The organism is Streptomyces bullii, from assembly GCF_042657145.1.
Classification (GTDB): domain Bacteria; phylum Actinomycetota; class Actinomycetes; order Streptomycetales; family Streptomycetaceae; genus Streptomyces; species Streptomyces bullii.
Genome location: NZ_JBHSNY010000004.1, coordinates 1 through 22,443 on the forward strand (window position 1 = coordinate 1; position 22,443 = coordinate 22,443).

Sequence of the window (22,443 nt, forward strand, 5' to 3'; positions counted from 1 at the left end):
TAGAGAGGGTAAGGCTCCCAGTAGACGACTGGGTTGATAGGCCGGATATGGAAGCACGGTAACGTGTGGAGTTGACCGGTACTAATAGGCCGAGGGCTTGTCCTCAGTTGCTCGCGTCCACTGTGTTAGTTCTGAGGCAACGAACAGTTGCCGGCTTTGAGCTGGACACACAATTGAAGAGTGTGCTTGTTCGCTCGAAACCATTAGGGTTTCGGTGGTCATAGCGTGAGGGAAACGCCCGGTTACATTCCGAACCCGGAAGCTAAGCCTTACAGCGCCGATGGTACTGCAGGGGGGACCCTGTGGGAGAGTAGGACGCCGCCGAACAAATATTGAAAGGGTTGGACCCTGAACTTCGGTTCCGGGTCCAACCCTTTTTTGTTGTGCGTCACTTGGAGTTCACGTGGCGCAACCAGCATCCACAGCATGGGTACTGCTGCAATGCTCAGGGCCGCCGGCGTCGGAATCGGTGACGAGGTCGTCGTGCCGGCCTTCGGGAACGTCGAGGTTGCCGAGGCCGTGACGCTGGCCGGTGCGCTTCCGGTGTTCGCCGACATAGATCCCGTGACGTACTGCCTCGACACGGCTGCCGTGGAAGCGGCCATAACGCCCCGGACGGCGGCCGTCGTTGCCGTACACCGCTTCGGACGGCCCGCGGACGTGCCGCGGTTGCACGCCGTGGGGCAGCGGCACGGTCTGCTGGTGCTGGAGCAGGGGGAGTCCGAGGCGCCGTACGACGAAGTCGCTCAGCGGCGGGAACGGGCGGCTTATCTCGACGCCAAGTTGAGGGGTGTGCGGACGCCCGACGGGGGCGACGGGCACACCTATCAGCAGTACGTCGTACGCGTACCGGGGAACGGGCGACCGGACCGGGACGCCTTCGCCCGGGCCGTGCGGGGCAGGGGAGTTGAGTGCCACGTGCCGGTGAAGACGCCCGTGCACAGGTTGCCGGAGTTCCGGCGCTGTGTGTCCCTGCCGGAGACGGAACGAGCCGCCGACGAGACGCTCGCGCTGCCGGTGGACGCCGCACTGACCAAGCGGGACATGCAGCGGATCGTGTCCGCGTGCAATGCCCTCGGGGGGCTTCTGCAGCCTGCGTTCTGACGTGGTTGGGAGCACCGCTGTGGGCAGGGTATGATCTATTCCGTTGCCGCGAGGGAAGCCTCGAACAAGGCGACAGGCCCCTATAGCTCAGTCGGCAGAGCGTCTCCATGGTAAGGAGAAGGTCAACGGTTCGATTCCGTTTGGGGGCTCCAGCCAGAAGGCCCCGCCCGATCGGGCGGGGCCTTTCGCGTGCCTCTCAGTCCTGGTGTGGCTCCGGCACGCGCATCGCCAGGATGGCCATGTCGTCGGACGGGGCATCGGAGGCGAAACGCTCCACGGCGCGCATGATGCGGGCCGCGACCGCGCCCGCGGTCAGGCCCGTACAGGTCGTGAGGACGTCGGCGAGACCGTCGTCGCCCAGCATGCGGGTGCCCTCGCGGCGTTCGGTGACGCCGTCCGTGACGCAGAGGAGAACGTCGCCCGGGTCGAGTGTCACCGTCTGCTCGTACAGTTCCAGGTCGTCGATGACACCGAGGAGCGGCTGGGGTTCGGCGGCCGGCTCGACGGTCCCGTCCTGGCGCAGGCGGAGCGGGAGCGGGTGGCCGGCGCAGACCACCTTCAGTTCCGCGCTGCCGTCCTCCTGCGGGCGCATCTCGCCGTACAGGAGCGTGAGGAACCGGCTGCGGGCGCCTTCGTCGAGGATCGCGGAGTTCAGGCGCTCCAGGACCGCCGGGCCGCTCAGGCCCTCCCGGGCCAGGAGCCTGAGCGCGTGGCGGGCCAGGCCCGTGACGGCCGCCGCGTTCGGGCCCGTACCGCAGACGTCGCCGATGGCGAAGCCGTAGGCGTTGTCGCGGATCGGGAAGACGTCGTAGAAGTCACCGCCGACCTCGTTGCCCTCGCCGGCCGCGCGGTAGATGACCTCGACCTCCACGCCGTCGATCGTGGGCAGCTCGGGGGGCAGGAGGCTGCGTTGGAGGGACTGGCTGATCGCCGTGCGCTCCGAGTACAGGCGGGCGTTGTCGAGGGCCAGGGCGGCCCGGCGGGACAGGTCCTCGGCCAGTTCCAGGATCTCCTGGCGGAAGTGCTCGTCGGTGGGTTTGCCGAGGGTCAGCATGCCGATGACGCGGTTGCGGGCCACCAGGGGCAAGACGACCGTTTCGCCGCCCACCGCGGAGGCCGTGGCGAGGGTGGGGCCGATGCCGGGTGTGACCTGGTGGGTCGGTCCGCCGCTCAGGCCGAGGCTGCGCATGGAGCTGCGCAGGGCGGCCTGGTGGGCCACCTCGCCGGGTGCCGTCCAGACGCGGGCACCGGGGGTCGGTACCGGGTCGGGTGCGGGGATCTTCGACAGCAGCGACTTGATGCCGTCGATGAGCTCCTCGTCCTCGTGCAGGACGTAGGACAGGTACGGCTCGGAGGCCTGGTCGGCGATCGTGTAGACCGCGCACCAGGTGGCCAGGGTCGGGACCGTCATCTGGGCCATCAGGGCCAGGGTCTGGTCGCGGTCCAGGGTGCCGGCCAGCAGGTCGGAGGCCTCGACCAGGAAGCTGAGCGAGCCCCGGCGCAGGCGTTCCAGTTCGCCCAGACGGGCCGACTCGACGGCCAGGGCGATGCGGTCGGCGGCGAACTGCAGGCGCAGGGCCTCCTCGTTGGAGTAGCGGCCGGGGGCCTCGGCGGCGACGCCCAGGGAGCCCGTGAGGCGGCCCTCGACCTTCAGCGGGACCGTGACGACCGAGCGCATGCCGGTGCCGTTGAGGAGGGGGACGGCGCCCGGGACGGCCGTCAGGTCGTCGTGGACGGCCGGCATGCGGGCCGAGCCGTAGCGGCCGGGGCCGGCCTCGACGGGCACGCGGGCGAAGCGCTGGCGGGCCGAGGGCAGGCCCGTGGAGGCGCGGACCTCCAGCTCCGTCTCGTCGTCGGTCGCCAGGAGCAGGAACGCGGAGTCGCCGTCGAGCATGTCGCGGGCGCGCTCCACCGTGCGCTGGAGGAGGCCGTCGAGGTCGTCCGGGGCGGGGGAGCCGATGAACACCTCGAAGGGGTCGGTGCTCTGGCCCTCGCCGGAGGACGCGGTGTCGGAGGCCGGGACGCGCAGCGGCGTCTGCAGAACAGCCCGTTCGTGGTCCCGTACGAGGAGGCAGACGGTTGACGGCTCGCCGCCCGTGTCGCGGACCCTGAGGTGGGAGGCGTACACGGGGATGACGCGGCCGTGGGCGCCGCGGATGCCGTAACTGCCCTCCCAGCGGGAGAGTTGGAGCGCCTCGGCGATGCCGGTGCTGGTGCCCGGGGTGTGGGGCCAGGCCGCCAGGTCGGTGAGCGGCTTGCCGGTGACCTGGTCGGCGGTGAAGCCGAAGAGCTCCTCGGCGTCCTCGTTCCAGGAGGTGACGTTGCCAGCGCGGTCGATCTGCACGACGGCGACCCGTACCCGGCCGTCGGCGAGCGGGAGGAGGTCGGCGGGGAGGGAGGGGCCGGCCGCGCGGGTGCCCACAGGGCGTTCGGGGAGATCGAGTTGGAACCAGACGGTCTTGTGGGTGGGGGTGTACTCCACGCCCCAGCGGCCGGCGAGGGCCGCGCACAGCTGGAGACCGCGGCCGCCCTCGCGGTCGGGGCTGCCCATGTTGACGGCGGAGGCCTGCAGCGGGATCTCGCGTTCCGGATACCGGTCGGCCACCTCGACGCGTACGCCGTCGTCGCTGCGCAGGCACAGCACGTCGGCGGAGGTGCCGGCGTGGACGACGGCGTTCGTCACCAGTTCGCTGGTGAGGACCACGGCGTCGTCGACGATGTCGGCGAAGCCCCAGCCCTGGAGGGTGTCCCGGACGAATGATCGGGCGCTCGCGACCGATCGACCGACGGGATCGAAGCTGGCGGCCGCGCGCGCGGTGATCACAGAACTCCTCGACCGGTTCTCGTTGGGCTGGTCTCCATGGCCGACCTGCTCGCGCCGCTGATGCGGCATCCGCGCGCCCGTCGGCCGTGGGTCCGGGGGCTGCTCCCCCGGGATCAGTCCGGTGGTCATGTGTGCGGCCGCCCCTCCGATGCCCGCTCGTTCTCGTGCCACCGCCCAGGCCGGACGGACCGGCGCGGCTGGACAGCCGGATGCAAGGTTACTTACCTTCGCGGTCCATGCGGATGCCGGTCTGCAGTGTTTCCGTCCGGAGGGTGTGCGGACGATGTGCGAAGCTGCCGAACTGTTATGGCCTGGTTCGGGCAGGGTGAAACACTGGGCAAGCTTCTTGTGAAGGTACGGCCAGGCTGAGTGACATGTGCGCACTCCGGGCAGCAGCCCCGGCAGCGGCCTGGTATGTCGGGCACAGGTGCGCAGTAGTAAGCAGGAATACGCAGCAGTAAACGGTACGCCGAGCGGTAGTACCCGAGCACGGCAGTAATGGTCGACCCCTGCGGGAGGGACACAGTGGAGTCTGGCGCAGCGACGCGTGGCACGAGGACGCGCGCGAAAGGCGGACAGTCCCCGAGCAATCAGGGCAAAGGGCGCAATGGCACCACCGAGGTGGACACGGCTGCGCTGAACCGACTGCTGGCGGCTCTCGTGTCGATGCGGGACGGGAACTTCCGCAAGCGGCTCACCGTGTCCGGCGACGGTGTGATGTCCGAGATCGCGGCGGTCTTCAACGAGGTGGCCGACCGCAACCTGCACCTGACGGGCGAGCTGTCGCGGGTGCGGCGCATGGTCGGCCGTGAGGGCAAGCTCACGGAGCGGCTGGAGACGGGGGCCTGCGAGGGCTCCTGGGCGACCGCGATCGACAACTCGAACGCGCTGGTGGACGACCTCGTACGGCCCGTCTCCGAGGTCAGTCGGGTGCTGTCCGCGGTGGCCGAGGGTGATCTGTCGCCGCGCATGGAGCTGCGGACGCAGGCGCCGGACGGGACCGGGCATCCGCTGCGGGGCGAGTTCCTGAAGGTCGCGCGGACCGTGAACAACCTGGTCGACCAGTTGTCGACGTTCACCGACGAGGTCACGCGCGTGGCCAGCGAGGTCGGTACCGAGGGGAAGCTGGGCGGGCAGGCACGCGTGCGTGGCATGTCCGGTTCCTGGAAGGACCTCACCGAGTCCGTCAACACGATGGCGTACCGGCTGACGGCCCAGGTACGCGACATCGCGCTGGTGACGACGGCCGTGGCCAAGGGTGACCTGTCACGCAAGGTCACGGTGCATGTCGCCGGCGAGATGCTGGAGCTGAAGAACACCGTCAACACGATGGTGGACCAGCTCTCGGCGTTCTCGTCCGAGGTGACCCGGGTCGCGCGTGAGGTGGGCACCGAGGGCATTCTCGGTGGTCAGGCGCGGGTGCCCGGGGTCGACGGGGTGTGGAAGGAGCTCACCGACTCCGTCAACACGATGGCGGGGAACCTCACCGCCCAGGTGCGCGGCATCTCCGAGGTGACGACCGCCGTCGCCAACGGCGATCTGTCGCGGAAGGTGACCGTCCCGGCGCGCGGCGAGGTCGCGCAGCTCGCTGACACGATCAACCAGATGACCGAGACGCTGCGGATCTTCGCGGACGAGGTCACGCGTGTCGCCAACGAGGTCGGTGCCGAGGGGCGGCTGGGCGGCCAGGCGAACGTGCCGGGTGCCGCCGGGACGTGGAAGGACCTGACGGACTCCGTCAACACCGTCTTCCGGAACCTGACGACGCAGGTGAGGGACATCGCCGCCGTGACGACGGCCGTGGCCAACGGTGATCTGTCGCAGAAGGTCACCGTGGACGTCGCCGGGGAGATGCTGGAGCTGAAGAACACCGTCAACACGATGGTGGACCAGCTGTCCGCCTTCGGTGCCGAGGTGACGCGGGTCGCGCGGGAGATCGGCGTCGAGGGTGAGCTGGGCGGTCAGGCGCAGGTGCCGGGCGCGGCCGGGACGTGGAAGGACCTGACGGACTCCGTCAACACGGCGTTCCGCAACCTCACCGGTCAGGTGCGCAACATCGCCCAGGTGACGACGGCCGTGGCCAACGGTGATCTGTCGCAGAAGGTCACCGTCGACGTCTCCGGCGAGATGCTCCAGCTGAAGAACACCGTGAACACCATGGTGGACCAGCTGTCCAGCTTCGCCGACCAGGTGACGCGGATGGCCCGGGACGTGGGCACGGAGGGCCGCCTCGGCGGTCAGGCGCGTGTGGACGGTGTGTCGGGCACGTGGAAGGAGCTCACGGACTCCGTCAACTCGATGGCCGGGAACCTGACGTCCCAGGTGCGCAACATCGCGCAGGTGACGACGGCCGTGGCCCGGGGTGACCTGTCGCAGAAGATCGACGTCGACGCGCGCGGCGAGATCCTGGAGCTGAAGAACACCATCAACACGATGGTGGACCAGCTGTCGTCGTTCGCCGAGCAGGTCACCCGGGTGGCCCGTGAGGTGGGTACGGAGGGCCGCCTGGGCGGTCAGGCGCAGGTGCCCGGCGTCGCCGGTGTGTGGCGCGATCTGACGGACTCCGTGAACGGCATGGCCGGCAACCTCACCGCGCAGGTCCGCAACATCGCGCAGGTGGCGACCGCGGTGGCCCGGGGTGACCTGTCGCAGAAGATCACCGTGGACGCGCGCGGGGAGATCCTGGAGCTGAAGAACACCCTGAACACGATGGTCGACCAGCTGTCGTCCTTCGCCCAGGAGGTCACCCGGGTGGCCCGTGAGGTGGGTACGGAGGGCATCCTGGGCGGCCAGGCCGAGGTGCAGGGCGTCTCAGGTACCTGGAAGGACCTCACGCAGTCCGTGAACGGCATGGCGAACAACCTCACCATGCAGGTGCGGAACATCGCCGAGGTCACGACGGCGGTCGCCAAGGGCGATCTGTCGAAGAAGATCACCGTCGACGCCAAGGGCGAGATCCTGGAGCTCGTCACGACCGTCAATACGATGGTGGACCAGCTATCGTCGTTCGCCGAGCAGGTGACCCGGGTGGCCCGCGAGGTGGGCACCGAGGGCATCCTGGGCGGCCAGGCGCACGTGCCGGGTGTCACGGGCATCTGGAAGGACCTGAGCGACAACGTCAACCTGATGGCCAAGAACCTGACCATGCAGGTGCGGAACATCTCGCAGGTCTCGGCGGCCGTCGCCAACGGCGACCTGACACGACAGGTCACCATCGAGGCGCGCGGTGAGGTCGCGCAGCTCGCCGACACCATCAACACGATGGTGAAGACGCTGAGTTCGTTCGCCGAGCAGGTCACCAAGGTGGCCCGTGAGGTGGGCACGGACGGCATCCTCGGTGGTCAGGCGCACGTACCGGGTGTGGCCGGTACGTGGAAGGACCTCACCGAGTCCGTGAACCAGATGGCGTCCAACCTGACCGGCCAGGTGCGCAACATCGCCATGGTGACGACGGCGATCGCCAAGGGCGACCTGACGAAGAAGATCGACATCGACGCGCGCGGCGAGATCCTGGAGCTGAAGACGACCATCAACACGATGGTCGACCAGCTGTCGTCCTTCGCCGAGGAGGTCACCCGAGTCGCCCGTGAGGTGGGCACGGAGGGCCAGCTCGGCGGCCAGGCACGCGTGCGTGACGTCGACGGCACCTGGCGGGACCTGACCGAGTCGGTGAACGAGATGGCCGGGAACCTGACCCGGCAGGTGCGTGCCATCGCGCGCGTGGCGACCGCGGTGACCCGGGGCGACCTGAACCTGAAGATCGACGTGGACGCGTCCGGAGAGATCCAGGAGCTCCAGGACTACATCAACAAGATGATCGCCAACCTGCGCGACACCACGATCGCCAACAAGGAGCAGGACTGGCTCAAGGGCAACCTGGCCCGGATCTCGGCGCTGATGCAGGGCCGCCGGGACCTGGAGGACGTGGCGTCGCTGATCATGAGCGAGCTGACCCCGGTGGTCTCCGCGCAGCACGGCGCGTTCTTCCTCGCGATGCCCCTGGTCGACGGCGAGGACATGAACGCCGCGGACGACGACCAGTACGAGCTGCGCATGCTCGGCTCGTACGGCTACTCCATGGGCTCCATGCCGACGTCGTTCCGGCCCGGCGAGGCGCTCATCGGGACGGCCGCCATGGAGAAGCGCACGATCCTCGTGGAGAACGCGCCCAGCGGCTATCTGAAGATCTCCTCGGGGCTCGGGGAGGCGCCGCCCGCGCAGGTGATCGTGCTGCCGGTGCTGTTCGAGGGGAAGGTGCTCGGCGTCATCGAGCTGGCATCCTTCACACCGTTCACCCAGATCCAGAAGGACTTCCTGAACCAGATCGCCGAGATGATCGCGACGAGCGTCAACACCATCTCGGTGAACACCAAGACCGAGCGGCTGCTGGCGCAGTCGCAGGAGCTGACCGAGCAACTGCGTGAGCGGTCGGCCGAGTTGGAGCAGCGGCAGAAGGCCCTCCAGGCGTCCAACGCCGAACTGGAGGAGAAGGCCGAGCTGCTGGCCCAGCAGAACCGTGACATCGAGGTGAAGAACACCGAGATCGAGGAGGCGCGGCAGGTCCTGGAGGAGCGCGCCGAGCAACTCGCGGTCTCCATGCGCTACAAGAGCGAGTTCCTGGCCAACATGTCGCACGAGCTGCGCACGCCGCTCAACTCGCTGCTGATCCTCGCCAAGCTGCTCGCCGACAACGCCGAGGGCAATCTCTCCCCGAAGCAGGTCGAGTTCGCCGAGACCATCCACGGCGCCGGATCCGACCTGCTCCAGCTGATCAACGACATCCTCGACCTGTCGAAGGTCGAGGCGGGCAAGATGGACGTCTCCCCGACGCGCATCGCGCTCGTCCAGCTCGTGGACTACGTGGAGGCCACCTTCCGGCCGCTGACCGCGGAGAAGGGCCTGGACCTGTCGGTACGGGTGTCCCCGGAGCTGCCGGCCACCCTGCACACCGACGAGCAGCGGCTGCTTCAGGTGCTGCGGAACCTGCTCAGCAACGCCGTGAAGTTCACCGACTCCGGTTCGGTGGAGCTGGTCATCCGGCCGGCGCGGGAGGACGTGCCGCAGCAGATCCGGGAGCAGCTGCTGGAGACCGGGTCGCTGACCGACCCGGACGCCGACCTGATCGCGTTCTCGGTGACCGACACCGGCATCGGGATCGCGGCCAGCAAGATGCGGGTGATCTTCGAGGCGTTCAAGCAGGCCGACGGCACGACCAGCCGCAAGTACGGCGGAACGGGGCTCGGGCTGTCGATCTCGCGGGAGATCGCGCAGCTGCTCGGCGGTGAGATCCACGCGCAGAGCGAGCCGGGGCGCGGCTCGACGTTCACGCTGTACCTGCCGCTGCACCCGACCGAGCTGCCGCCGCAGGGCTACCAGCAGCCCATGCCCGCCCTGGAGGCCGGTGATCTGGTGGCCTCCTCCTCGGAGCTGTCCGACGTGGAGGTCGAGACGCCGGCCGAGGTGAAGTCGTACCAGGAGACCCAGAACGGCCCGGCCGCCCTGTTCCGGCGGCGGCGCAGGATGCCCGAGCTGGAGCAGCGCCCGGCGCAGCAGGACGGTCAGTGGACGTCCGCGGAGCAGCACCAGGCGCCGCGGATACACCGCGGCGTCCGGTTCGGCGGGCAGAAGGTGCTCATCGTCGACGACGACATCCGCAATGTCTTCGCGCTGACCAGCGTGCTGGAGCAGCACGGCCTGTCCGTGCTGTACGCGGAGAACGGCCGTGAGGGCATCGAGGTGCTGGAACAGCACGACGACGTGGCGGTCGTGCTGATGGACATCATGATGCCCGAGATGGACGGGTACGCGACCACGACGGCGATCCGCAGGATGCCGCAGTTCGCCGGGCTGTCGATCATCGCGCTCACCGCGAAGGCGATGAAGGGCGACCGGGAGAAGGCGATCGAGTCGGGCGCCTCCGACTACGTGACCAAGCCGGTCGACCCCGATCACCTGCTGGCGGTGATGGAGCAGTGGATGCGGGGAGAGTGAGGGCGACGTTCGACTTTTGCGCGACCGTGGAGGAAAGGTTCGGTGTCGATGCCGGGTCGCTGACACAGGGTGCCCGGCGTCGTGTAGAAGTACGGGATTCGGGGAACCTTCTGGTCTCCTGCTGCGTTTCTGCTACGTGCACAGTGACATCGCGGTGACAGGGTGTGGCGACGGGCGGGGTGCGGCTACGATGACCGGCACAAGGACGGGCGGCGCAAGGGAGTCGTCCCCTGGGGCGGCACCCGCCGGTGCTTCCCCAGGTCCTGCGGACAGGGGAGGCCCCAAGCCGGGGCGAGGAGGGCGGGCCATGGTGCAGAAGGCCAAGATCCTCCTGGTCGATGACCGGCCGGAGAATCTGCTGGCGCTGGAGGCGATCCTCTCTGCGCTCGATCAGACGCTGGTGCGGGCATCGTCCGGGGAGGAAGCGCTCAAAGCACTGCTCACGGACGATTTCGCGGTCATTCTGCTGGATGTCCAGATGCCGGGCATGGACGGTTTCGAGACCGCCGCGCACATCAAGCGGCGGGAGCGGACCCGGGACATCCCGATCATCTTCCTCACCGCGATCAACCACGGCCCGCATCACACGTTCCGCGGGTACGCGGCGGGCGCGGTGGACTACATCTCCAAGCCGTTCGACCCGTGGGTCCTGCGCGCGAAGGTGTCGGTCTTCGTCGAGCTGTACATGAAGAACTGCCAGCTGCGGGAGCAGGCGGCGCTGCTGCGGCTCCAGTTGGAGGGCGGCGGCAAGAACGCCGGCGGCGAGGCGAAGGAGCCGGCGGGGCTGCTCGCGGAGCTGTCCGCGCGGCTCGCGGCGGTCGAGGAGCAGGCCGAGGCGCTGACCAAGCAGCTCAACGACGAGTCGACGGACGCGGCGGCGGTCGCCACGGCGGCGCATCTGGAGCGGAAGCTGACCGGGTTGCGGCGGGCGTTGGACGCGCTGGAGCCGGGGACGGGCAGTACGAACTCGGTTCCCTCGCAGAGCTGACCAGCACCTGGTGGGGCGTTGCCCGGCGCCGAGGCCTGCCCGCGTGGGTTGTGCACCCCGCCTGAGGGTGAGCCGGCGTCAGTTTCCCGCCCTCGCAAAGGCGACACGAACGGGTGAAGCCTGAGGCGCACGTGTCCACCGTCGTCTCCACCGGTAACCTCACACCTATGGCCTCACGTCCCTCCGCAGCCAAGAAGCCGCCCGCGAAGAAGGCGGCCGCTTCAGCGAAGGCTCCGGCGAAGAAGGCCGCTGCCAGGAAAGCCCCCGCGAAGAAGGCACCCGCCAAGAAGGCCGCGGCGAAGAAGGCCGTGCCCAAACCGGCGCCCAGCCCGACCGGGGGCGTCTACCGGCTCGTGCGCGCCCTGTGGCTGGGGCTGGCGCACGCCGTCGGCGCCGTGTTCCGCGGCATAGGGCAGGGGGCCAAGAACCTGGACCCGGCGCACCGCAAGGACGGCGTCGCGCTGCTGCTGCTCGCCCTCGCGCTGATCGTCGCGGCCGGCACCTGGGCCGACCTGAAGGGACCCGTCGGCGACCTCGTCGAGATCCTGGTGACCGGCGCCTTCGGCCGTCTCGACCTGCTGGTGCCGATCCTGCTCGCCGTCATCGCCGTACGGTTCATCCGGCACCCGGAGAAGCCCGAGGCCAACGGGCGCATCGTCATCGGCCTGTCCGCGCTCCTGATCGGGGTGCTCGGCCAGGTGCACATCGCCTGCGGTTCCCCGGCACGCGACGCCGGCATGCAGGCCATAAGGGACGCCGGGGGGCTGATCGGCTGGGCGGCGGCGACACCGCTGTCGTACGCCATGACCGACGTGCTGGCCGTACCGCTGCTCGTGCTGCTCACGGTCTTCGGGCTGCTGGTGGTCACCGCCACGCCGGTCAACGCCATCCCGCAGCGGCTGCGGCTGCTCGGCACGAAGCTCGGCATCGTCCACGACCCCGAGCCGCACGAGTTCGGTGAGGACGACGAGCGGTACGAGGAGCAGTGGCGCGAGGCGCTGCCCGCGCGCCCCCGTCGGCGACGGAGCGCCCCCGAGGAGTACGACCCCGACAGCTCGGAGCAGGAGGCGCTCTCGCGGCGACGCGGCCGGCCCCGGCGGTCCGCCGTGCCGCAGCCCGACATGGACCGGCCGAGGGACGCGGTGGACGTCGCCGCGGCGGCCGCCGCCGCGCTCGACGGTGCCGTGCTGCACGGGATGCCGCCGTCGCCGATCGTCGCCGACCTCACCCAGGGCGTCCGCGTCGGCGACCGCGAGCCGACGACCCCGACGCCCGTGCCGGCGGCCCGTCCCCAGCCGGAGAAGCCCGGGCAGGACAAGCCGAAGGCGGCCGTCCCCGACCTCACCAAGGCGCCGCCGCCCGCCGAGCCCCGCGACCTGCCCCCGCGTGCCGAGCAGCTCCAGCTGTCCGGCGACATCACGTACGCCCTGCCGTCACTCGACCTGCTCGAGCGCGGTGGCCCCGGCAAGGCGCGCAGCGCCGCCAACGACGCCATAGTGGAGGCGCTCACCACCGTCTTCACCGAGTTCAAGGTCGACGCCCGCGTCACCGGCTTCACACGCGGTCCGACGGTCACCCGCTACGAGGTCGAGCTCGGCCCCGCGGTGAAGGTCGAGCGGATCACCGCGCTGACCAAGAACATCGCGTACGCCGTCGCCAGCCCGGACGTGCGGATCATCAGCCCGATCCCCGGCAAGTCGGCGGTCGGCATCGAGATCCCCAACACCGACCGGGAGATGGTCAACCTCGGTGACGTGCTGCGCCTGGCGGCGGCGGCCGAGGACGACCACCCGATGCTGGTGGCGCTCGGCAAGGACGTCGAGGGCGGCTACGTGATGGCGAACATCGCCAAGATGCCGCACATCCTGGTCGCCGGCGCGACCGGTTCCGGCAAGTCGTCCTGCATCAACTGCCTGATCACCTCGATCATGATGCGGGCGACCCCGGAGGACGTGCGCATGGTCCTCGTCGACCCCAAGCGCGTCGAGCTCACCGCGTACGAGGGCATCCCGCACCTGATCACGCCGATCATCACCAACCCGAAGCGGGCCGCCGAGGCGCTGCAGTGGGTCGTACGGGAGATGGACCTCAGGTACGACGACCTGGCGGCGTACGGGTTCCGGCACATCGACGACTTCAACGAGGCCGTGCGCGACGGCAGGGTCACGGCGCAGGAGGGCAGCGAGCGGGAGCTGCAGCCGTACCCGTACCTGCTGGTGATCGTCGACGAGCTCGCCGACCTGATGATGGTCGCGCCGCGTGACGTCGAGGACGCGATCGTGCGGATCACGCAGCTCGCGCGCGCGGCCGGCATCCACCTGGTGCTCGCCACGCAGCGGCCGTCGGTCGACGTCGTCACCGGTCTCATCAAGGCGAACGTGCCCTCGCGGCTCGCTTTCGCCACCTCTTCCCTCGCCGACTCGCGCGTCATCCTCGACCAGCCGGGGGCCGAGAAGCTGATCGGCAAGGGCGACGGGCTGTTCCTGCCGATGGGCGCGAGCAAGCCGGTCCGGATGCAGGGCGCGTTCGTGACCGAGGAGGAGGTCGCGGCCGTCGTCCGGCACTGCAAGGACCAGATGGCGCCCGTCTTCCGGGACGACGTCGTCGTCGGCGGCAAGCAGAAGAAGGAGATCGACGAGGACATCGGCGACGACCTCGACCTGCTGTGCCAGGCGGCCGAGCTGGTGGTCTCCACGCAGTTCGGGTCGACCTCCATGCTCCAGCGCAAGCTGCGCGTCGGCTTCGCCAAGGCCGGGCGGCTGATGGACCTCATGGAGTCGCGGAACATCGTCGGGCCGAGCGAGGGTTCGAAGGCTCGTGACGTTCTTGTGAAGCCTGACGAGCTGGATGGCGTGCTCGCCATGATCCGTGGGGAGTCTGAAGGGTAGGGAGACGGCGCGGCACGGTGGTCGCTCGCGGGGCGGGACCGCGACGGGGTGTCCATATCGTGACTCACCCGTAAGGGATCATTGAGCAACCGTTTCCCTTGGCCGTACGTCAAGTTGAGGGAAACGACAAGCAGGTACTCCACCGTCGGGATGCCGGGCCATCCCGATGGCGTACAAAGTGCTACCGCCCGGTTGCCCCACCCTTTTGCACCCCCCCTAGACTGAATTCCCAGCACAGGCGGCTACACGCTCGAAAGGCGCCCCCGTGTCCATCGGCAACTCCCCTGAAGACGAGCGTCCCTTCGAAGACGTTTCCGAGGAAGTCCGCCCCTCCATCGGCCACGCGCTGAAACAGGCGCGCATCGACGCGGGGTTGACCGTCGACGACGTCAGTAGCGCCACCCGGGTCCGTATCGCCATCGTGCACGCCATCGAGGCGGACGACTTCGCGCCCTGCGGCGGTGACGTCTACGCCCGCGGGCACATCCGGACCCTGGCCAAGGCCGTCCGCCTCGACCCGGCCCCGCTGCTCGCCCAGTACGACGCGGACCACGGCGGGCGACCGGCCCCGACCCCAGCCGCACCCCTGTTCGAGGCGGAACGCATCCGTCCCGAGCGGCGCGGACCCAACTGGACCGCGGCCATGGTCGCCGCGATCGTCGCCGTGGTCGGTTTCGTCGGGTTCACGCTGTTCAGCGGCGGTGACGACGAGGGCGCCGGGGCGAATGTCGCCGACGGCTCCGTCTCCTCGGCCGGCGAGTCCGTCTCGCCGACCCCCAAGTCCAAGAAGCCCACCGGGCCGAAGCCGAAGCCGTCCGACAGCGCGATCGCGGCCGCGCCCCAGGACAAGGTGCCGGTGCAGGTGAGCGCCACCGACGGCCGCAGCTGGATCTCCGCCAAGGACCACAACGGCCGCCTGCTGTTCGACGGATTCCTCAAGCAGGGCGACTCCAAGGTCTTCCAGGACAGTTCCAAGGTCCACCTGGTCCTCGGGGACGCCGGCGCGATCGATCTGCACGTGAACGGCAAGAAGATCGACGACGACTTCCAGCCGGGCTCCGTGGAGCGCCTGACCTACACAAAGGGCGACCCCGAGGCCGGATAGGGCTCCGAAAAGGTTGAGTGGCGACGGGGTTGGCCAAGATCGGCCAACCCCGTCGACATGGGCTGTCGGCGGAACGAAGTAGTCTTGAGCCCATGCCTGAACGCCGTACCGTCGCACTCGTCACCCTTGGCTGCGCCCGTAACGAGGTGGACTCGGAGGAGCTCGCAGGCCGTTTGGAGGCGGACGGCTGGCAGCTCGTGGAGGACGCCGCGGACGCGGACGTCGCCGTCGTCAACACCTGTGGCTTCGTCGAGGCCGCCAAGAAGGACTCCGTCGACGCCCTCCTGGAGGCCAACGATCTCAAGGGGCACGGGAGAACCCAGGCCGTCGTGGCGGTGGGCTGCATGGCCGAGCGGTACGGCAAGGAACTCGCCGAGGCCCTCCCCGAGGCCGACGGCGTGCTCGGCTTCGACGACTACACCGACATCTCCGACCGGCTGCAGACCATCCTGAGCGGTGGCGTGCACGCCTCGCACACGCCGCGGGACCGGCGCAAGCTGCTGCCGATCAGCCCGGCGGAGCGACAGCGGTCCGCCGCCTCCGTGGCGCTCCCGGGGCACGGCCCGGCCGATCTCCCGGAGGGCGTCGCGCCCGCTTCGGGCCCCCGTGCGCCCCTGCGCCGCCGTCTGGACGGCTCCCCGGTCGCCTCGGTGAAGCTCGCCTCCGGCTGCGACCGGCGCTGCTCCTTCTGCGCCATCCCGTCCTTCCGCGGCTCCTTCATCTCCCGCCGCCCGAGCGACGTGCTCAACGAGACGCGCTGGCTGGCCGAGCAGGGCGTCAAGGAGATCATGCTGGTCTCCGAGAACAACACCTCCTACGGCAAGGACCTCGGCGATATCCGTCTGCTGGAGTCGCTGCTGCCCGAGCTCGCCGAGGTCGACGGCCTGGAGCGGGTGCGGGTCAGCTACCTCCAGCCGGCCGAGATGCGCCCCGGCCTCATCGACGTGCTGACCTCGACGCCGAAGGTCGCCCCGTACTTCGACCTGTCCTTCCAGCACTCCGCGCCCGACGTGCTGCGCGCCATGCGCCGCTTCGGTGACACCGACCGCTTCCTGGAGCTGCTCGACACCATCCGGAGCAAGGCCCCCGAGGCCGGCGTGCGCTCCAACTTCATCGTCGGCTTCCCCGGCGAGTCCGAGGCCGACCTGGCCGAGCTGGAGCGGTTCCTGAACCACGCGCGGCTGGACGCCATCGGCGTCTTCGGCTACTCCGACGAGGAGGGCACGGAGGCCGCGACGTACGACGACAAGCTCCCCGAGGACGTCGTCGCCGAGCGGCTGGCACGTGTCTCCCGGCTGGCCGAGGAACTGGTCTCGCAGCGCGCCGAGGAACGCGTGGGGGAGACCGTGCGGGTGCTGGTGGAGTCCGTGGACGACGAGGAGGGCGTCCACGGCCGCGGCGCGCACCAGGCGCCCGAGACGGACGGCCAGGTGCTGCTCACGAGCGGCGAGGGCCTGAGCGTCGGCCGTATGGTCGAGGCGAAGGTGGTCGGTACGGAAGGTGCCGACCTGGTGGCCGAGCCGCTGACGGGCTCGCTCGCGTGGAGTGAGGAGGCGGGCAGATGACCGGTGTACCGGCATCCGCGGCGGGAGGCTCCTCCGGCGCGAGGAGGGCCGCGGCGGGCGCGGGCCCGGGAGCTGTGCCGGGGACGGCCGGCGGCCGTGCGACCGCGCGGGCGGCTGACGGTGTGGCCGCCCGGACGGCCGATGAGGGCGCTTCCGGGGCCGGCGGGGTATCCGGAGGCGGGACCTCGGGGGCCGACGGGACTTCGGGCGCCGAGCCCGGCGGTGCCCCCGGGGCGCAGGGCGGTGGGCAGTCCGGGCCCGCGCGGGGCGGGAAGCTGGCGGCCGCTGCCGTCAACCAGGCCAGCGTCTGGAACATCGCCAACCTGCTGACCGTGCTCCGGCTGATCCTGGTACCGGGCTTCGTGGCGCTGATGCTGGCCGAGGGCGGGCACGATCCCGCGTGGCGCTCCTTCGCGTGGGCGGCCTTCGCCATCGCCATGATCACCGACCTGTTCGACGGTCATTTGGCGCGCACCTACAACCTCGTCACCGACTTCGGGAAGATCGCCGATCCCATCGCCGACAAGGCGATCATGGGAGCGGCGTTGATCTGTCTCTCCGCACTGGGCGATCTGCCGTGGTGGGTCACCGGCGTCATCCTCGGACGGGAACTCGGCATCACCCTGCTGCGTTTTCTCGTCATTCGTTACGGCGTCATCCCCGCCAGCCGCGGAGGCAAGCTCAAGACCCTCACCCAGGGCGTTGCCGTCGGCATGTACGTACTGGCACTGACGGGGTGGCTGGCCACTTTGAGGTTCTGGGTGATGGCGGCGGCGGTCGTGCTGACCGTGGTGACCGGACTCGACTATGTGAGACAAGCCATTGTGCTGCGCAGGCGGGGAATCGCCGAGCGCAAGGCGGCGTTGGAGGAGAAGGAAGCGTGAGTTCCACGGCCACCGACGTGGTGCGACTACTGACGGTGAAGGGCGAGACGCTCGCTGTCGCCGAGTCGCTGACCGGTGGTCTCGTCGCGGCGGAGATCACATCGGTCCCCGGGGCGTCGAAGGTCTTCCGGGGCTCGGTGACCGCCTACGCCACCGAACTGAAAGCGGGACTGCTCGGTGTGGACGCCACTTTGCTGGCGGCCCACGGAGCGGTGAACCCGCAGGTGGCGGCCCAGATGGCGGCGGGCGTGCGCAAGGCGCTCGGCGCCGACTGGGGTCTGGCGACCACCGGCGTGGCGGGCCCGGATTCGCAGGACGGGCAGCCGGTCGGCACCGTGTTCGTAGCCGTGGACGGGCCCTTCGGGCCGGGTTCCGGTTCTGCCTCTGGCGGAAAAGTGGCGCCCCTGCGGTTGAACGGCGACCGCGCGGAAATTCGTATGGAGAGTGTACGGAGCGTGCTCGCACTCCTCCTGGAGGAGCTTGCGGGCGAACAGACCGGGAATGAGCGGGCACAGGATACGGAACGGAACGGGGGGTTTGGATGTTTGCAGCCCTGAGTGAACACGACATCGCTCCCCGCACGGCCGCAGCGCGAGGCGGTACGGTGGGGCGAGAAGGATGCGGCTACGCGGTCCGAGGAGGGAGCCACCGATGATTCTGCTCCGTCGCCTGCTGGGTGACGTGCTGCGTCGGCAGCGCCAGCGCCAGGGCCGTACTCTGCGCGAAGTCTCCTCGTCCGCCCGAGTCTCACTCGGCTATCTCTCCGAGGTGGAGCGGGGGCAGAAGGAGGCTTCCTCCGAGCTGCTCGCCGCCATTTGCGACGCGCTGGACGTACGGATGTCCGAGCTCATGCGGGAAGTGAGCGACGAGCTCGCCCTCGCCGAGCTGGCCCAGTCGGCTGCGGCCACCCCCAGTGAGCCTGTGCCCACGCCGGTTCGTCCGATGCTGGGCTCCGTTTCGGTGACCGGTGTGCCACCGGAACGGGTGACCATCAAGGCGCCCGCCGAAGCGGTGGACGTCGTCGCCGCGTGAGCGTGTGAACGCCAGTGCCGTACGCGGCACGTGCGCGGCTGGAGCGCAGGGCGCCGTGAGGCGCTGAGAACATGTGGTGATGCCCCGGTCGGGGCCTGTCCGGAGGAGCCGGAGAGGTACCGCCGGGGTTTTCGCTTGTCCGGGTGGTGTCCCGTACCGGTCCGAGCATCCGGTATGTGTGCGTTTGCCGGGGTGGCGTGCGGCGGTCATCGTTGAGGGACATGGCGGGGACGAGTCGACGGAGGTCCGGATGTACGTCGTGAAGAGCCCGTTGTCCGACGCGAACCTGAAGACCGTGTCCGAGTCGCTGCAGGGCGCGCTCGTCGACATGGTGGACCTCGCCCTCGTGGCCAAGCAGATCCACTGGAACGTGGTGGGACCGCGGTTCCGGTCCGTGCATCTCCAGCTCGACGAGGTCGTCGACACGGCGCGGGCGCACTCCGACACCCTCGCGGAGCGGGCCGCCGCGCTCGGCGTTCCGCCGGACGGGCGTGCCGCGACGGTGGCTGTGGGCAGCGGTATCGGTGTCACGCCCGAGGGGTGGGTCGACGACTCGGCCGCGGTGGCGACGCTCGTGGAGGCGCTGGGCGCGGTGATCGTACGGATGCGGGAACGGATCGGGGCGACCGCGGAGGCGGACCCCGTGACCCAGGACATCTTCATCGGTATCACGGGCGATCTGGAGAAGCATCACTGGATGTTCCAGGCCGAGAACGGGTGACGTGCCTTCGGGGTCGTGGGGGGCTTGTGGGGGGTGCGCCGGCTTGCGCCGCCGGGAGGTGGCGGGTGGGCGGTGTGTGGGGGCCGGTGTGGGGTGGGGGATGGGTGATGCGCAGGTAGGCGGTGGCGTGCGGCGCGCGTCGGTCGATGTGCTGGGGGTCGGGGGCGATATGCCGCGGCGGGCTGTCGATGCGGCGCGGGTGGGGGCTGCCGTGCGACGGGGGGTGGGTGATGCGGCGCGGGTGGGGGGCGGTGTGCGACGGGGGGTGGTCGATGCGCTGCAGGTGGGGGTCTTTGTACCGCGGGTGGTGGCTCGTGGTGCGCCTCTGTGCCGTCGGTGCGCCCTGTCCCGGGGCGTCAGTCGCCGAATAGCGTCCGCCTGGAGGTGGGCGGCCATGCTGGGGCGGACGGTGCGTTGGGGGGCCGTCCTCGGAGTCGCGGTGCTGTGGTGGTGGGCTGCGTGGCGGCTCGCCACGGCACCCGACGCCGGAGCCCTGGAGGGGGTGGTCGCTGCCGGGGGGTGGGGGCTGAGCCTGCTGCCGGTGCACTGCATGCCGAAGCGGCGGGCGGCGGGGGCCGTGGCCACCGGACGGTGGCGGCAGGCCTGGCGGGCGGGCTCAGCCCCCAGGGCTTCGGGGGATGCGGGGGACGCGGCAGGGGGCGGCTTGGGTCCAACGGTGGTTGCGGGACTGGAGCTGGGCCCCGCCCCTGGGGCGTCGGGGGGCTCGGATGGTATTGCCGGGGGCGGATCGCGGCCCCCGCGGTCGGTGGGGGCGGGCTCGGTCGGTGCGGTGCCGGGGGACGGCGGTGGTGTGACGGAGGTGCGACCGGGGCCCTCGTCGCCCTCGGTATGGGCCGGCTCGGGGGAGGGCTCCGCTCCTGCGGTGTCCGCGGACGAGGGGGGCGCGGTGGGGGGTCGTACGGTGCCTTCGGTGCCCTCGGGGACTGCGGACGTTGCCGATGTGGCGGACTTGGGGACGGCGGGCGCTGCCGATGCGGCGCCCTCGGGGAAGGCGGACGTTGCCGATGCATCGCCCTCGGGCGGTGCCGCTTCGGCGGACGGGACTACCAGGGCATCCGACGGGACTACCCGGGCATCGCGACGCCGCCGTCGGGGCGGAGGATCTGGCCCGTCGTGAAGGCCGAGGCGTCGGATGCCAGGTGCAGGACCGCGTGGGCGACGTCCTGTGGTTCGCCGACCCGGCCCAGGGGTGACATCCGGGCCACGGGACTGCTGTGCATGATTCCGGCGACGGCCGGCAGTACGTCGAGGTGCCGCAGGAGGCGACGGCCCGGGCGAGCCGGCCGCGGTCGGTGACGTCTAGGGGATGGGAGTGGGCGGTGCCGTTCCCGCGCTGGGTCAGGGTCGCCGTCTCGTGCAGGCCCTGCTCGTCCCGGTCCGCACAGTGCACGAAGGCGCCCGCCTGGGCGAGCAGCAGGGCCGGCCGATGCCGCTCGCCGCGCCGGTGACGGACGCCGTGCGGCCGGTGAGGTCGTACGCAGGGAGGGGCATGCGGGGACGGCAGGGAACTCCTGACGGGGCGTCAATTGAGGGAGTGGGATCAAGTCGGGGCCGAGCGCTTTACAGCGGGTGGGGGTGGAGTTAATCTACAACCAAATGGTTGTAGATGGATCGATCGACGAAACCGTGGACCGGCTGTTCCACGCCCTGGCCGATGCCACGCGTCGCGACATACTCCGCCGCTGTGTGCGGGGCGAGCTGTCGGTGTCGCGGCTGGCGGAGGCCTATCCGATGAGCTTCGCCGCCGTGCAGAAGCACGTCGCGGTGCTGGAGAGGGCCGGTCTGGTCACCAAACAGCGCCGGGGACGGGAGCAGCTCGTGCGTACCGATCCCGAAGCCGTGGACCGGGCCCGGCAGGCCCTCGACGAGCTCGAGACGGCCTGGCGCGGGCGGGTGGAGCGGATGTCCCGTCTCCTCGCGGAGGACGCCGGCCCCGCAGTGGACAACTCGACGGAAGGACAGGACCGATGACTGTCACCAGCGTGGACAAGGACCTCGACCGGCTGACTCTCACTCTCGTCGCCGACTTCGCCGCCCCGGTCGAGCGCGTGTGGCAGCTGTGGGCCGACCCGCGGCAGCTGGAGCGCTGGTGGGGCCCGCCGACGTACCCGGCGACCGTGGAGGAGCACGATCTGACCCCGGGCGGGGAGGTCACCTACTTCATGACCAGCCCCGAGGGCGAGAAGTACCGCGGCTGGTGGCGTGTCACGGCCGTCGAGCCGCCCACGTCACTGGAGTTCGTCGACGGGTTCGCCGACCAGGAGGGCAAGCCGAGCGAGGCCATGCCGACCACCACGGCGCGCGTGCGGCTCACCGCACACGACGGCGGTACGCGGATGGAACTCCGCTCGGTGTTCGAGTCCCGGGAGGACATGGAGCGGCTGGCGGACATGGGCATGGTCGAAGGCCTCCAGCAGGCCGTCGGCCAGATCGACGCACTGCTCGCGGCCTGATTCCCGTCAGCCGGCGGCCCCGGCTCGGCGACGCGGTGCTGGGGCGGGGCCCGTCTGGCAGGTGGGGCACCAGTACGTGGGGCGGTCGCGGGAGCCGTCGCCCTGGTCGGCCACGCGGATCGAGGTGTGGCAGCGCAGGCACGGGCGCGGTGCGCGGCCGTACACGAACAGGTCCTGGCCGCGGCGGCCCGTCGTCCTGCGGATCGCTTGGTCGCGGTTGGTCTCCAGGAGCTTCTGCGCGAGCTCCGGCAGCTTCGCGGCCCGCTCGGCGGGCAGCTCCCCGACGGGCAGCCAGGGGGTGACGCCGAGCAGGAAGCAGAGCTCGCACTTGTAGACGTTTCCGATGCCGGCGAGATTGCGCTGGTCGAGCAGGGCCTCGCCGAGCGGGCGGGTGGGGTCCTCGCGGAGGTTGGCCAGGGCCTGCTCGGGGTCCCAGTCCGGGCCCAGCAGGTCGGGGCCCAGGTGACCGACGGCGCGTGGCTCCTCGCTGGTGCGCAAGAGTTCCACCACGGGGAGCCGGTAGCCGACGGCGGTGGCGTCGGCGGTGCCGAGGATCACGCGGATCTGGTGGGCCGGGCCGCCGCTCCAGCGCTGCCCGGCCGCGTACACCTTCCAGGAGCCGTCCATCTTCAGATGCGAGTGCAGCGTCAGGCCGCCCTCGACGCGGGTGAGGAGATGCTTGCCGCGAGGGGTGACGTCCAGGACGGTGCGGCCGGTGAGGTCGACGGTGGCGTACCGGGGGACCCGGAAGTCGCTGCGGGTCAGCACCTTGCCCGCGAGGGCGCTGTGCAGCCGTCTCGCGGTCTGCCAGACCGTGTCTCCTTCGGGCATGGGTCAAGGGTCGCACGCGGCGCGGACATGGGGAGG

Annotated in this window: 14 protein-coding genes, 1 tRNA gene, 2 rRNA genes and 1 pseudogene; 15 read left to right on the forward strand and 3 right to left on the reverse strand. The window is 70.2% G+C overall.

Annotated elements, in window-relative coordinates:
* The 4 genes from ACFPZJ_RS11400 to ACFPZJ_RS11415 form a co-directional block, all read left to right on the forward strand.
* A 23S ribosomal RNA gene (locus tag ACFPZJ_RS11400) occupies nt 1–105 on the forward strand; the annotation flags it as partial.
* A gap of 105 nt (nt 106–210) precedes the next feature.
* A 5S ribosomal RNA gene (gene rrf / locus ACFPZJ_RS11405) occupies nt 211–327 on the forward strand.
* Between the two features lie 114 nt (nt 328–441).
* Nucleotides 442–1,104: a DegT/DnrJ/EryC1/StrS family aminotransferase gene (locus tag ACFPZJ_RS11410; protein ID WP_381021274.1), complete on the forward strand. Its 663-nt coding sequence runs from the start codon at nt 442–444 to the stop codon at nt 1,102–1,104.
* Between the two features lie 76 nt (nt 1,105–1,180).
* A tRNA-Thr gene (locus tag ACFPZJ_RS11415) sits at nt 1,181–1,256 on the forward strand.
* Nucleotides 1,257–1,300: 44 nt separating this feature from the next.
* Here the strand turns inward: ACFPZJ_RS11415 and ACFPZJ_RS11420 are convergent.
* The gene (locus ACFPZJ_RS11420) at nt 1,301–4,057 is read right to left on the reverse strand and encodes a SpoIIE family protein phosphatase (RefSeq protein ID WP_381020190.1); all 2,757 of its coding nucleotides are present in this window, start codon (nt 4,055–4,057) and stop codon (nt 1,301–1,303) included.
* A gap of 396 nt (nt 4,058–4,453) precedes the next feature.
* Between ACFPZJ_RS11420 and ACFPZJ_RS11425 the strand changes: the two genes are divergently transcribed.
* The 9 genes from ACFPZJ_RS11425 to ACFPZJ_RS11465 all read left to right on the forward strand — a co-directional run bounded on the left by ACFPZJ_RS11425 (nt 4,454) and on the right by ACFPZJ_RS11465 (nt 19,102).
* Nucleotides 4,454–9,919, forward strand: coding sequence for a HAMP domain-containing protein (locus ACFPZJ_RS11425; RefSeq protein WP_381020192.1), 5,466 nt, complete (start codon nt 4,454–4,456; stop codon nt 9,917–9,919).
* Between the two features lie 307 nt (nt 9,920–10,226).
* Nucleotides 10,227–10,907, forward strand: a complete 681-nt coding sequence (locus ACFPZJ_RS11430) for a response regulator (protein ID WP_381020194.1) — start codon at nt 10,227–10,229, stop codon at nt 10,905–10,907.
* Between the two features lie 167 nt (nt 10,908–11,074).
* Entirely contained in the window at nt 11,075–13,795 is a 2,721-nt protein-coding gene (locus tag ACFPZJ_RS11435; protein ID WP_381020195.1) for a DNA translocase FtsK, read from the forward strand.
* 265 nt (nt 13,796–14,060) lie between these two features.
* The gene (locus ACFPZJ_RS11440) at nt 14,061–14,900 is read left to right on the forward strand and encodes a helix-turn-helix domain-containing protein (protein ID WP_381020197.1); all 840 of its coding nucleotides are present in this window, start codon (nt 14,061–14,063) and stop codon (nt 14,898–14,900) included.
* 92 nt (nt 14,901–14,992) lie between these two features.
* Nucleotides 14,993–16,465, forward strand: a complete 1,473-nt coding sequence (gene rimO / locus ACFPZJ_RS11445; protein WP_381020199.1) for a 30S ribosomal protein S12 methylthiotransferase RimO — start codon at nt 14,993–14,995, stop codon at nt 16,463–16,465.
* Nucleotides 16,462–17,349, forward strand: coding sequence for a CDP-diacylglycerol--glycerol-3-phosphate 3-phosphatidyltransferase (gene pgsA / locus ACFPZJ_RS11450; RefSeq protein WP_381020201.1), 888 nt, complete (start codon nt 16,462–16,464; stop codon nt 17,347–17,349). Before rimO ends, pgsA begins: the two co-directional genes overlap by 4 nt.
* Nucleotides 17,346–17,906 carry a CinA family protein gene (locus ACFPZJ_RS11455; protein WP_381020202.1) on the forward strand — a complete coding sequence of 187 codons (561 nt, stop codon included), beginning with the start codon at nt 17,346–17,348 and terminating at the stop codon, nt 17,904–17,906. The genes pgsA and ACFPZJ_RS11455 overlap by 4 nt, the downstream gene beginning before the upstream one ends.
* Nucleotides 17,907–18,000: 94 nt before the next feature.
* Nucleotides 18,001–18,381: a helix-turn-helix domain-containing protein gene (locus ACFPZJ_RS11460; protein WP_167997591.1), complete on the forward strand. Its 381-nt coding sequence runs from the start codon at nt 18,001–18,003 to the stop codon at nt 18,379–18,381.
* A 250-nt stretch (nt 18,382–18,631) separates the two neighbouring features.
* Nucleotides 18,632–19,102 (forward strand): Dps family protein, encoded by a 471-nt coding sequence (locus ACFPZJ_RS11465; RefSeq protein ID WP_381020203.1) that lies wholly within the window; start codon nt 18,632–18,634, stop codon nt 19,100–19,102.
* A gap of 1,085 nt (nt 19,103–20,187) precedes the next feature.
* On the opposite strand, the pseudogene ACFPZJ_RS11470 reads toward ACFPZJ_RS11465, so the two are convergent.
* A pseudogene (locus ACFPZJ_RS11470) lies at nt 20,188–20,614 on the reverse strand (SDR family oxidoreductase).
* Nucleotides 20,615–20,719: 105 nt separating this feature from the next.
* Between ACFPZJ_RS11470 and ACFPZJ_RS11475 the strand changes: the two are divergent.
* Together ACFPZJ_RS11475 and ACFPZJ_RS11480 are read left to right on the forward strand one after the other, a co-directional pair.
* Nucleotides 20,720–21,094, forward strand: a complete 375-nt coding sequence (locus ACFPZJ_RS11475) for an ArsR/SmtB family transcription factor (RefSeq protein WP_381020205.1) — start codon at nt 20,720–20,722, stop codon at nt 21,092–21,094.
* Nucleotides 21,091–21,576 carry an SRPBCC family protein gene (locus ACFPZJ_RS11480; RefSeq protein WP_381020207.1) on the forward strand — a complete coding sequence of 162 codons (486 nt, stop codon included), beginning with the start codon at nt 21,091–21,093 and terminating at the stop codon, nt 21,574–21,576. Before ACFPZJ_RS11475 ends, ACFPZJ_RS11480 begins: the two co-directional genes overlap by 4 nt.
* A 6-nt stretch (nt 21,577–21,582) precedes the next feature.
* On the opposite strand, the gene ACFPZJ_RS11485 is transcribed toward ACFPZJ_RS11480, so the two are convergent.
* Nucleotides 21,583–22,407, reverse strand: a complete 825-nt coding sequence (locus ACFPZJ_RS11485; protein WP_381020209.1) for an Fpg/Nei family DNA glycosylase — start codon at nt 22,405–22,407, stop codon at nt 21,583–21,585.
* Nucleotides 22,408–22,443 lie beyond the last annotated feature (36 nt).